The organism is Streptomyces sp. L2 (assembly GCF_004124325.1).
Lineage (GTDB): Bacteria > Actinomycetota > Actinomycetes > Streptomycetales > Streptomycetaceae > Streptomyces.
Window position 1 is genome coordinate 893,277 of the sequence record NZ_QBDT01000001.1, and the last position, 11,875, is coordinate 905,151.

Annotated in this window: 8 protein-coding genes; 2 read left to right on the forward strand and 6 right to left on the reverse strand. The window is 69.2% G+C overall.

Features of this window, described 5'->3' with window-relative positions; translation table 11 throughout:
• The 5 genes from DBP14_RS03970 to DBP14_RS03990 form a co-directional block, all read right to left on the reverse strand.
• Window positions 1-4,224: a beta-galactosidase gene (locus DBP14_RS03970; protein WP_129305657.1), complete on the reverse strand. Its 4,224-nt coding sequence runs from the start codon at window positions 4,222-4,224 to the stop codon at window positions 1-3.
• Between the two features lie 114 nt (window positions 4,225-4,338).
• Window positions 4,339-5,211, reverse strand: a complete 873-nt coding sequence (locus tag DBP14_RS03975) for a hypothetical protein (RefSeq protein WP_129305658.1) — start codon at window positions 5,209-5,211, stop codon at window positions 4,339-4,341.
• Complete coding sequence (locus DBP14_RS03980) at window positions 5,204-5,710, reverse strand: SigE family RNA polymerase sigma factor (protein ID WP_241741165.1); 507 nt, start codon at window positions 5,708-5,710, stop codon at window positions 5,204-5,206. The genes DBP14_RS03975 and DBP14_RS03980 overlap by 8 nt, the downstream gene beginning before the upstream one ends.
• Before the next feature lie 59 nt (window positions 5,711-5,769).
• Window positions 5,770-6,777: a L,D-transpeptidase gene (locus DBP14_RS03985; RefSeq protein ID WP_241740793.1), complete on the reverse strand. Its 1,008-nt coding sequence runs from the start codon at window positions 6,775-6,777 to the stop codon at window positions 5,770-5,772.
• 135 nt (window positions 6,778-6,912) lie between these two features.
• Window positions 6,913-7,509, reverse strand: coding sequence for a TetR/AcrR family transcriptional regulator (locus tag DBP14_RS03990; protein ID WP_129305661.1), 597 nt, complete (start codon window positions 7,507-7,509; stop codon window positions 6,913-6,915).
• 100 nt (window positions 7,510-7,609) lie between these two features.
• Between DBP14_RS03990 and DBP14_RS03995 the strand changes: the two genes are divergently transcribed.
• Both DBP14_RS03995 and DBP14_RS04000 read left to right on the forward strand, forming a co-directional pair.
• Window positions 7,610-8,830: an alpha/beta fold hydrolase gene (locus tag DBP14_RS03995; RefSeq protein ID WP_129305662.1), complete on the forward strand. Its 1,221-nt coding sequence runs from the start codon at window positions 7,610-7,612 to the stop codon at window positions 8,828-8,830.
• Window positions 8,831-9,439: 609 nt separating this feature from the next.
• On the forward strand, window positions 9,440-10,138 hold the full coding sequence (locus DBP14_RS04000) for a hypothetical protein (RefSeq protein ID WP_129305663.1): 699 nt from the start codon (window positions 9,440-9,442) through the stop codon (window positions 10,136-10,138).
• A gap of 122 nt (window positions 10,139-10,260) precedes the next feature.
• Here DBP14_RS04000 and DBP14_RS04005 read toward each other — a convergent pair whose 3' ends face one another.
• Entirely contained in the window at window positions 10,261-11,874 is a 1,614-nt protein-coding gene (locus tag DBP14_RS04005) for a GTPase domain-containing protein (RefSeq protein WP_129305664.1), read from the reverse strand.
• Window position 11,875 lies beyond the last annotated feature (1 nt).

Below are 11,875 nucleotides of genomic sequence, written 5' to 3' on the forward strand. Positions count from 1 at the left end.
TTACGCTCCGCAGGTCAGCGTGGGCGTCGCCCAGTCGCCGTGGTCGTTTCCGTTGCCGTCGCCGGCGTCACCGACCCTGAGGTCGATCACCTGGGCGCCGGTGACGTCGACGTCGACCGGCACCGCGCCCTGCTTGCCGCGGAGTGTCGGCGTGGTGACCAGGGTCCGGCCGTCGGCGATCACGGAGAACGTCACGGTTCCCGCGCCGCCGGTCTCGTCGTCGACGCCGACGTCGGCCGTGAACCGCGTGCACCGTCCGCCCAGGTAGAACTGGACGTCGCTGACCGAGTTGGTGCCGAGGCCCTTGGCGTGGCGTACGCCGGCGATGGTGATCGTACGGCCGTCACCGGCCGCGTTCTCGCCGACGCTGCTGTCGCGTTCGACCGGTCCCCAGCCGTTGGTGGACGACAGGAACGGCAGGTCGCCGACGGCGTTCTGCCCGTCCTTCGGGGCGGGCGGGATACCGCCGACGATGCGTTCGTCGACACCGGTGGCCTGCCGTCCTCGCTGCGTGTAGCGCACGCCGGTGGTGAGGGCGGAGGCGGCGGGCAGGTCCGCGGCCGGGGGCTGGACCTGCCAGGTGAAGGTCGCCGAGTCGCCCGGGCGCAGGCGCCGTACCGCGGTGGGGCTCGTCGCCTTCACGGTCCAGCCGTCGGGCGTGGCGAGCGAGGCGGCCAGGCCGGAGGCGGTCGCCCCGTGCTCCGGCACCCGCACGGTCGTCGCCGCCGTGAAGGCGTGCCCCGGCTCCACGGTGTTGGGCACGTCCAGGGTGACACCAACGCCGGGCCGCTTGGGCATCGCGTACTTCGTGCGGTCGTAGCGCGGGCTGTCGTTCTGGGCGACCCGCAGGGACGAGGCGTAGCTGCCGTAGTCGGTGAGCGACACCTTGCCGAGTCCGCCGGTGCTGCCGTCGAGGTTCCACACGGCGATGGCGATGCTGTTGTGGCCGTGCGGGTTCAGGATGCCGTCGGGCACGGGGAAGGTGTGCTGCGGGCCGAGGTAGTTGACGTAGTTGCCGACCTGCCAGCCGTTGACGAAGATAGTGGCGCGGTACTTGCGGGACGGGTCGTCGGTGAAGGTCAGGCCGAGCGAGGTGTCCTGGCCCTGCGGCAGGTGCAGGTTCGCGTCGGTGCGGTACCACGACACGCCGGGGCGGGTGTCGGTGGCGGGCAGGGACACGGGCTTCCAGGTGCCGTCGGGGTAGCCGGGCAGGGACCAGCCGGCCCGCTCGCCGTACAGGCCGCCCGTGGAGAGCGGGCCGCGCACCGGGTCCTGGAGGTCCTCACCGCCGCGGACGCCCTGCAGCCGCCAGGTGACCGGGGTGAGCGGGGCTCCGGTGAGGGAGGCGCTGGTCAGTCCGCGCGCGGCCTTGTTGCCGTTGCTCGCGTTGTAGTCCTCCTCGTGCCCCATGTTCACCGTGAGCACGGAGAGGATGTTGTCGCCCTGGGCCTTGACCGAGCCGTCCGGGAAGGTGAGGTCGGCGCTGCCGGTCGTGGAGCTGCCCAGGAAGGTGCCGTTGAGCCAGGCGGAGAACGCCTGCGCCTTGCCGCCCGAGTCCGAGACGAGGTGGACGCCCTTCTCCTTGCCGGTGGTGTGGAAGCGGCCGCGGTACCAGGTGTTGCCGGTGTGGAAGCCGTAGTCGTCGGCGTAGAGCACGGGCGGCGTGTTGACGCCGGAGGAACTGTTCGTAGTCGTCTTGTCGGCGACCTGCCAGCGCGAGTCGTCGAATCCGGGGGCGGCTTCCGGGGATTCGTCGGCGTGCTTCCAGTCGGTCAGGGCCGGCAGGCGGACGGGGGCGGCGACCGGTATGTGCCCGGTGCGGCTGCCCGTGCCGGTGGCCCTCGTGTCGAGTGCGCGGCCGTTCCAGGTGACGTGGTCGGCCGCGGTGAACACCTCTATGTTCTTGTCGTCGGCGTTGTCGCCGGTAAGGGCGACGGTACGGCCGCCGTCCAGGCTGGTCGCGGTGCGCAGCAGATGGGTGCCGCGCACGAGCACCGGGCCGGTCGCCGTGTCCTGGCGCCAGAACGTCTTGGCGGTGTCCTTGTCGCCGGCGAGGAGCAGCAGGGGGCGGGCTCCGCCGCCGGTGACGCTGATGCGGGTCAGGCCCTTGTGCGTGTAGTTCAGCCGCAGATCGCCGGACTTCGCGTCCCAGGTGGTGGTGACCGCGGAGCCGCCGCTGGTCGTCACGGTCGGCTTGGCGGAGTAGTGCAGGACAGTCTCGCCGTCGCTGCCCTCGTCGCCGTAGAGGACGGCGATGTCGCGGTCGCCGATGGTGGCGTGGGTCATGATCTCCGAGGTGGAGTAGCGCAGGTCGCTGTCGCCGAGGCGGTAGTCGGCCACGATCACGTGCGAGTCGCGTCCGTCGAGCGTGATCGCGGTGCCCGGCTGCTGCGGGACGACCGGGTAGGTCGGCGTGGCGGCGTCGGCGGCCGGGACGTCCACGGCGTCGACGGACACGAAGTCGTCGGTCGACGCCTCACTGTGCCGGCCGCTGACGACGATCTTCAGTTCGTGCGACCCGGCGGCCAGGCCGGTCTTCTGGAAGATCACCGCCTGGTTCTCGCTGCCGGAATCGTCGACGGTCGACACTTTGGTGCCGTCGATATACACGTCGGCGTAGCCGTGGTTGTTCGTCTTCGAGCCGATCCAGCGGACGGCGGTGCCGTCGAACGGGACGGTGACGGAGTCACCGGCCTTGTTGGAGAAGGACTCGGTGTGCCGGTAGTCGCCGCTGGTGTAGCTCTGGTCGGCGACGTGCGACCAGGAGCCGCTGTAGTGCAGCGCCGGGTCGGGGTCGTCCCAGGTGTAGCTGGTGTCCGAGGACGGCTTGGCGTTGAAGTCCAGCGAGATGTGGGTCTTGTCGACGGACGTGGACGTGGAGTCGGCGTGCCGCAGGACGTGGAACTGGGTACCGGTGTCCGGGTTCATCCGGGCGGTGTCGACGATCGCCGTGTCGTCCGGCGACACGGCCTTGATCGGGTCGGTCTTGGTGAGCGGGGCGACCGCCTGCGTGAAGTATCCGATCAGCTTGTCCTCGTAGTACTTCGGGTCGAGCTGCCGGTTCTCGCGGATCGCCGCGCCGTAGTCGTACGACGTGTAGTTCTGCGGCATGCCCAGCCAGCCCCAGTTGGTGCCGCCGTAGGTCATGTAGAAGCTCTGCGCGGTCGCGCCGACGGCGATGTTCTGCTTGTAGAACACGTTCGCGAACTTGTCGTTGATCAGCTGCGCGCACTTGTCGTAGCCGGGCCCGCCCCAGGGGTCGAAGGCGCCGCCCTGGAACTCCGGTGTGTACAGCGGCCGTCCGGCCGGGTGGTCGTAGCTGATGTCCGGGACGCCGCGCCACTGCGAGGGGTTGGAGCAGTTGAAGCCCTGCGGGTAGGAGTCCGGGCCGTCGACGTCGAGGGCGCCGGTGCCGGAGTTGAAGGTGCCGTTGTTGTTGCCGGTCAGCGGGACGGTGATGCCGTCGGCGCGGGCCTTGTCCTCCAGGTGCTTCATGTAGGAGTGGCCGGCCGCCGAGCCGTTGTAGTACTCGTTCTCGACCTGGTAGGCGATGACCGAGCCGGTGCCGTTGGTCAGCTGGTGGCGCGCGATGATCCGGTCGATCCGGGTCAGCCACTCGTCGGCGTACTTCAGGAACTCCGGGTCGTCGCTGCGGTTGTGCCCCGCCTTGGTGGTCAGCCAGCCGGGCAGCCCGCCGCCGTCCACCTCGGCGTTGATGTACGGCGCCGCACGGGCGATCACGTACAGCCCCGCCTCCTGGGCCATGTCCAGCAGTTCGTCGACGTCGCGCACCCCGCTGAAGTCGTACACGCCCGGCTTGGGCGAGTGGTATCCCCAGTCGAAGTACAGCGAGGTGGAGTTGAAGCCGGCGGCCTTCATCTTCTGGAAGATGTCGCGCCACAGGTCCGGGCTCGGCAGCCGGAAGTAGTGGAACTCGCCGGACCACAGGTAGGTGCGCTTGCCGTCCACGAGGAACGAGTAGCCGTCGAAGCTCACCTTGTGCGCCCCTGGGCCGGGCGCCGACGAGGACGCCGCCGGCGGACCGGCGGCCTGCCCCGCGCCGGCCTGGCCCGCGACGAGCTGTCCCGTGACGAGCTGTCCCGCGACGGCCGGTGCCGTCATGCCCGCGGACAGCGCGAGGGTCGCGGCCGCCGCGAGGACGGGCCGCCACCTCGGACGGCGGCGGGGTCTCGGACTCCCGGAACCGCCTTGGACTTTGTGCACTTTGGCCTCCCCGACCGTTCGATCGCCCAACTTCAAACAGACTCAGGCAAAGTCGAACAGTAAGGGCCCGGCGGAGGCCGCACAATGGGGCGGACGGTGAGGAGTTGTGGGCGGTCAGTGGTCGCGGGTGATGGGCCGGCGTTCGAGGCAGACGGAATCCGGGTCCGCGCTCGCGCCCTGACGGCCCTTGATCTCCACATGGGCGCCCAGCCGGATGGTGTCGTAGACCCACTTCCCGTCGTGGGGCGAGAGGGAGATGGCGCCGTCCTCGAACTCGTTGCCGATGGCGTTGAGACCGGCGTCGGGGTTGAGTGCGAACGTCAGCATCCGCTGATGGTGACTGCGGTCGGTGAAGGCGACGACCCAGCGCAGGACCAGCACGTGCTTGGTCATCCGGTCAGGTGGCTGGGGAAGGGAGGGGTACTTCGCGGTGACCGTGACCTCCGTCTCCCCGATCGGGCAGTTCTCCGACGGCTTGCCGATGGGGAAGGTCTTGCCCCCGAGGGTCAGGGTGTAGGAGTCCAGATCGACCGTCACCCGCTGCGCGGGCGCCCGGGACGGGGTGGGCGTGGGGGTGCGGGACAGGGAGGCCGCGGGCGGGGCGTCCGGCCCGGACGGTTCGGCCGGAGAGCCGAGCACGCCGGTGGTGACCACGGTGACGGCCGCCGCCCCGAGCACGGTGGCGGCGAGTGCGGTACGCCGGTTGCGGCGCCGGCGTACCGCCCGGCTCCTGACCTGTGCGCCCGTGGCCGGGACCGGCGCCGTGCCGTGTGCGGCCAGGTGGTGGAGCCGGGCGGACAGATCCGCCTCGGACAGGCTCTGCGGGGGCTGCTGTTCAGGCCGGGACATCCCCATCTGCGGGGGCTGCTGTTCGGGCACGGACGTCCCCATCTGCGGGGACTGCTGTTCGGGCACGGACGTCCCCATCTGCGGGGACTGCTGTTCGGGCACAGGCTTCCCCATCTGCGAGGGCTGCTGTTCAGGCACAGGCTTCCTCCGTCGGGTGCGGTGCGTCGCTCACGAGGTGGGTGGCGAGCGCGGTTCGGCCGCGGGACAGGCGCGCCTTGACGGTGCCGACGGCCGCACCGGTCTCGGCGGCCGTCTGCTCCACACTCAGATCGCACAGGTGGTGCAGCACGATCGCGGTGCGCTGGGCCTCCGGCAGACGCCGCAGAGCCGCGACCAACGCCACGTGATCCGGGCCCGGTTCGGGCACCGGCCGCGCCGCGTGGTCGCCCCGGACCAGCTGCCACCAGTGGCGTGCCCGCCGCCAGCGGCTCATCGCGAGCCGGTGAGCCACCGTACGGATCCACGCCTCTGGGTCTCGTTCGCCGTTCAGGACGGAGGCCCGCCGGTCCCAGGCGCGTATGAACGCCTCCTGGACGACGTCCTGGGCCTCGGCGTGGTCGCCCGTCAGGGCGTACAGCTGGCCGACCAGGCGCGGGTAGGCCGCCGTGTAGAAGAGGTCGAACTCGTCCTCGGTCACGCTGTCGTGCTCTCTTCTCGCGGCGCGGGGCTCGTGACGCAGCGCCGCCGCGGCCGGGGTCATGCGGTGGGGGTGGCGCCGGTGGCGCTGTGCTCGAGCCAGCGCTTCCAGCCGAGGTTCCAGTCGCCGTAGCCGTTGCCGGCGGCGACCACGGGCTTGTGCGCCCCGGTGACCTTGATGACGTCACCGACCATCACCTGGTCGTAGAAGTCCTTGGCCGTCGTCGTGGCCAGTCCGACGCAGCCGTGGGTGACGTTGCTGTGGCCGGCGGCGGTGTCCGCGTGCGGGTTCTGGTGCACATAGGTCCCCGACGTCGTCAGGTGCAGGGCCCAGTAGTAGTAGCCGTGGTAGGTGTCGTTCGGGCCCATGCCCACGGTGCGGGAGTCCATGAGCACCTTGGGCTGCTTGTCCATGACGACCATCGTCCCGTTCCAGGTGTCCCGCCCCGGCTTCCCCGCGGTGATCGGGATGCGGCTCTTCTTCCCGCCGGTGTCGACGGTCATCATGTCCGTCGTCGTGTCGACCGTGGCGACGAGGGACCGGCCCACGGTGAAGTGGCGGACGCCGTGCGAGCCGACGCGGAGGCTGACCTTCGTGCCGGGCCGCCAGTAGGTGGTGCCGGGGCGGAAGTCGACGCGCTGCCCGTCCAGGAGGTTGTGGTCCCGCACCCAGCTCCAGGCTCCGGTGGTGCCGGAGGAGGTACGCACGCGCAGCCAGCTCTCCACGGCCGCGCGCTCGGCGACGGGCACCGGCCGCGGGAAGGTGACGGATATCGGCATGCCGACGCCGACGGTCTGCCGGTCGGGCACGTGCACGGTCGCCCGCGCGAGGACGGCGGGTTCCGGCATCGACGGGGCGGGCGGTGCGGTAGGCGCGGCGGGCGTCTCGCCCCTTCCGCCGTTCTTGTCCCCCGCGGCCTTGGGATGCGCCGCGGCGCTCGGTGTGGCGGCGGACGAACGAAGACCGGTGCCCGCGTCCGTCGAGCACCCGACGGCCGAGAGCAGAGCGGCGCCCGCCAGGAAGGCGGCGCCGAGCCGGCCGGCGGTCCGGCCGGCCGAACGTTCCACGTACATGAGTTTCCCCCGTGTGAGGTGCGGTATCGCCTCCTATACGCACGGGCGCACGGCCAGGTTGCATCGGTCCGGGGACATTTTCGGAAGGAACTGGTTCACAGCCGGAAGAGTTCGGGAAAGGAAGCGCGCTCATCCCGCCGCGCCCGGCGCTTCCGTGGCGCCGAGCAGTCTGTCCACGAGGAGTTCGGGGTAGCCGGAGGCCGGCGGGTCGATGCCGAAGATCGCCCGTACATAGAGCGGGGCGAGGAGCTGGTCCAGCATCTCCTCCACGGCCGGCGGGGTCTCGCCGCGGGCCGCGGCCCGTTCCCGGATGGCCTCGATGGAGGCGATACGGCGCCGGAAGTGCTGGACGCGTTCCGCCTGCGCGGTGGTGCTGCCGGGCATGGACAGGGCGAGGGCGCGCACGAGGAGGCGGCCTTCCGGTGTGCGGATGCTCGCGACCCCCGCCTCCACCCAGGCGATGAGGTCCCCGCGCAGGCTGCCGGTGTCCTTCAGCGGCGAGTCGCGTTCGAGGCGGGTGGTGACCACGTCGGCCAGCACGGCCTCACGGCTCCCCCAACGCCGGTAGACGCTGGTGTGGTTGACCCCGGCGCGCTGAGCGATCGCCGGGACGGTGATCTCGGCGCCGTCGGGATCGGACAGCAGGTCGATGACCGCCTCATGGACGGCCGAACGGACCTGTTCGGGGCTCTTGCGGACGCGCGCGGTCGGTTCCTTCGAAGTCACTCCCCCATCGTAAGCACAGATATTTGCTTCGCGACGCCGGAAGGGGCTACAGTCGTCGCCGTAAGCACAGATCTGTGCTTACGGCGACGAGGAGGCTGCCATGACGAACCTGCTGTTCCCGGACAACTCCCAGTTCTGGTACGAGACCCTGCGGTCGATGAGTCACATCGCCTACGGCGGCGCCGACTTCGGCGAGGTGGTCTCCACCAGCACGCGCATCACCGAGGGCGACTACGACAGCTGGCACGACGAGTGGCTGGCCACGGCCGACCGGGTCGCCGCCGAGGCCGAGAAGGCCCTGGCCGCCGGGCACCCGGTCAGCGCCCGGGACGGGTTCCTGCGGGCCTCCAACTACTACCGCTCGGCGGAGTTCTTCCTCCACGGCCACCCCTGCGACCCGCGACACGACCACGCCTACGACCGCAGCGTGGCCTGCTTCCAGGCAGCGGCGGCACTGTTCACCCCGGTCATCGAACCGGTCCGCATCCCCTACGAGGACACCACCCTGCCCGGCTACCTCTACCGGGCCGACACCACCGGCACCCCCCGCCCGACCGTGATCATGCACAACGGTTTCGACGGCACCGCGGAGGAGATGCACTTCTTCGGGGCGCTGGCCGCCGTCGAACGCGGTTACACCGTGCTCACCTTCGACGGCCCCGGCCAGCCCGGGCCCCGCCACCACCAGGACCTCGTCTTCCGCCCCGACTGGGAGAACGTCATCACCCCCGTGATCGACTTCGCCGAGACGCTCCCCGAGGTCGACCGCGGCCGCATAGCGCTGCTCGGCGCCAGCATGGGCGGCCTGCTCGCGCCGCGGGCGGCGGCCTTCGAGCACCGCCTCGCCGCGCTGATCACCCTCGACGGCCTGTACGACCTCGGGCAGACATCGGTCCGCAACGTCCCCGGCGACCGCGCCGAAGCCGAACGTCTCCTGCGCGCCGACACCGCCCCCGAACTCGACGCCGCCTACGAGCGGATCATGACCAAGGACGCCACCGCACGCTGGGCGATCAACCACGGCATGTACGTCATGGGCGTCAGCACCCCCCGCGCCTTCAACGCCTCCTACCTCGACTACACGCTCCGGGACGGCATCGCCGAGCGGATCCAGTGCCCCACCCTCGTGTGCGACGCCGCCGAGGACGAGTTCTTCAAGGGGCAGCCGGAGCAGCTCTACGACCACCTGACCTGCGCCAAGACCCTCATGGTGTTCACCGCCGAGGAAGGCGCGGGCGCCCACTGCCACCCCGGCGCGATGCGCCTGACCCTGGCCCGCGTCTACGACTGGCTCGACGACACGTTCCGCATTGCGGCCTGAACGGCGGCCGGCCGACCCGGTCTCGCGGACAAGGACACGCGCACACGCAAAGGGCCTCGACCGTACGGTCGAGGCCCTGGCCATCATGTCCAGCACTTGTGGGACGTTCACGAGATCCTTTGACCAGCCACAACAGGGCTAATTGATGTTGAGGTTCCCGCGAGTCGCAAGATCACCCCCCGAGAGTATGCACATGCAAGTTATTGTTGGGATGCATATACGCCCCGGAGGTAGTACCGTCGCACTCCTACCCGACCTCGCCGCCAGCCTGAACGACCTCTCCAAGTGGCTGGGAGCGCTGGAGCGGAACGAGGAGGGCCTGGCTGCGGTCGAGGAAGCCGACGCGCTGAGGGCTACCGCTGAACTCCACCTGACCGCCGACCGTCCGGAACATGCCGCGGAAGCGGCAGCCACTGCTTTGGACCTGTACGCCAGCGACAATCTCAACCGCGCGCCCTCTCACCGTCCTCCAGGGCGCTGATGGTAGCGTCGACAGACCGTCATCCGAAGCGAGACTGCCTCCCGGTCCGCGCGAGTGCATGACACGCCGCCGTGCAGTGCCGGACGAGTCGGCCCGCACCGGTAGGGGAACTGACCAGGGGGAGCAACGTGGAGGAGCAGGACATCAAGGCGGTCGTCTTGGCCGCCAAGCGGCTGGACATCGTCCGGTGCGGACCGGAGTCCGGGCTGAAGCGGTGGGCTCATCTGTCGCTGTGTGTGCTCGACGCGGTCTTCTCGATCAACGCCCATTACTCAGGCGTCGTGAACGTTTGCCGCAGATACGCCGATCATATGAGACTTGAGCAACGGCTGTACCCGCGCGGCACCGAGCACCCCGGTGGGGAGGAGCCGCTGTCCCGGTTCGTGGAGTGTGCTGCGGACATGCCCGCCCTGACCGCCGTCCTCAACAACTGTGGACGCACGTCTCCGAGGGGCGGCATCCTCAAGGCCGAGGCGGCCGTGGACTATGCGCGCATCCTCGTGGGCCATGGCGTGGATCTCCTCATCGACGTTGATGCACTGCTGGCCGACGACAATCGCCTCGCCAGGGTGGAGAAGGCGCTGGCCCAGGTGCCGGGCCATGGCGCCCACGGGGTCCGGCTCAGCTACCTGTGGATGCTTGCCGGCGACGACACAGGCATCAAGCCGGACCGTATGGTTCTGAACTGGCTGGCCCACGTTCTGAAGCGTCCTATGGGCGTGTCTGAGGGCCGCACACTGCTGACTGCTGCAGCGCAGATCATCGGCTGCACTCCCTGGGAACTGGATCATGCCATCTGGCTCTACCAGCGCAGCACGGGCAAGTAATTCACTTCATGGAGCGGCGGAGGTCCGACGGGGAGGAGCATCCCGCGTGGCCGCACCCCCGCTGACTACGAAGACCCGCTGATGACCTGTTCCTCGAAGTCGGCCCACAGTGGCCCGACTCGCTATGCCTCTGTCTCGAGCAGCAGCACGGTACCCGCTCGAAAGAGACTCTCGCCTTCCACCAAAGCCTCTTGCAGTTGCTCGACGAGTTGGCGCAGGCGCGCGTCGAGATCGACCTGGTCTCTCGTCTCCGCGACGATCGCTTCACGCACGTCGTCGACGAACGGCTGCCAGGTGTAACGAGCGCGCTGCGTGCACTCAGTGACGACCTGCTGTCGCTTCTCGGCCGCCGCCTTGTCATGGTTCTGGCGCGCGCGCTCCGTTCCCTGCTCATCGACGACTTTCGCCAGGTAGACGGCGAGGGGAAGCGCGGCTTCCGCGATGCCGATGGGCCGCGCCAGGTCCCGAGCCGCCTTCGCCGAACCGGCCTTCCCGCTGGCGATCTGCCCAGGTGTGTTGTTCGCGGCCTTCAACATACCGATCAACATGGTCCCGACCGTCTCGACATGTTCTGCGACACCGCCGGGCCCCGCCGGGGTCGTGTAGGCATCCTCCCCGGACCCGAGTGTGGCGACCAGCGAAGCAAAGCCTGCCCAGGAGGGTCGGGCGCGCTCTCGCTCCTTGGTCTTGCGGATTGATTGCTGCAACCGTTGGAGGCGGACCTCGTGCTTGGTGAACCACTCGTCGAGCGTGCGCTGAATCTCGGCCTGAAGTTCGTTGGCGCCGGAACTCGGCTCCCACGACCGCCGCATCACCTCTTCGACGAGACCGTCGAGGCTGGCTTGGGCGGCTCGATCGAGAGTGTCGAGTTCTCTCTCCCATACGTCGCGGCGAGCGACGCCACTGGCAGCTACTTCGGCGCGTGCCGTGTAGTCCGACAGTTGCCTCCGAAGTTCGGTCACGGTTTCGTCCAGGACCGCTGTCCAGTACCGTTGCTCGGCCCTATGTCGCCATCCGGGCAGTGCCGAAGGGGACACCGCCTCGAAAGCATCCGCAAGGTCCCTCATGCCGTCCCAGCCACGGAAGTCATCCCAGGTCTCTCGGCTGAGATGTGTATCCGGCCCTGCCGTCTGGAACGGGTCCTGCGAGACAACGAATACCGGTACCCTGTCGTCCAATTCGAACAGTTCTCGCAACTCGCGAACCTTGCGATCACTCAGTTCCCTGTACTCCGCAAGGTCGTACTCTGGGTCCACACCTGCCTCGTCGAACCGCGAGATGACGAACCACATCGTCCCTACCGGCCATCCCTGCGTGAACAGTTTCTGAAGCACGTCACGTTCGGCAGTCGCCAACTGAGGAGTCAGTACCGCAATGCCGACGTCCGTTAGTCCGACCGCCGCCATCGCTCGGCGCGAATTGCTCTGTGCACGAATGTCGGACGCACCGATCGCGAATCCGGGAGTGTCGCGAATTATGCACCCACCGACCTCGGCGTCGTTGACCTCGAAGGTTTCATGGCGTGCGCTGATCGTGAGCCAGCCGGGAACATCGCCGCCCGAATCGACGAGCAGCCGGCGGAGCAGGGAACTCTTGCCGGTGTCGTAGGAACCGAAGAGGGTCACGACCGGTCTGTCCAACTTCTCGAACGCGTCCCAGCCGTCGACGTACCGCCCGACCAACGATCCGCCTGGAAGTCGCCCCAGCCAGTCCCGCACTGCATCGATGTAGACCATT

Excerpts from the sequence above, each read along its gene's own strand:
- DBP14_RS03995 (WP_129305662.1), top strand. The coding sequence starts at position 7,610 with ATGACGAACCTGCTGTTCCCGGACAACTCCCAGTTCTGGTACGAGACC.
- DBP14_RS04005 (WP_129305664.1), bottom strand. The coding sequence starts at position 11,874 with ATGGTCTACATCGATGCAGTGCGGGACTGGCTGGGGCGACTTCCAGGC.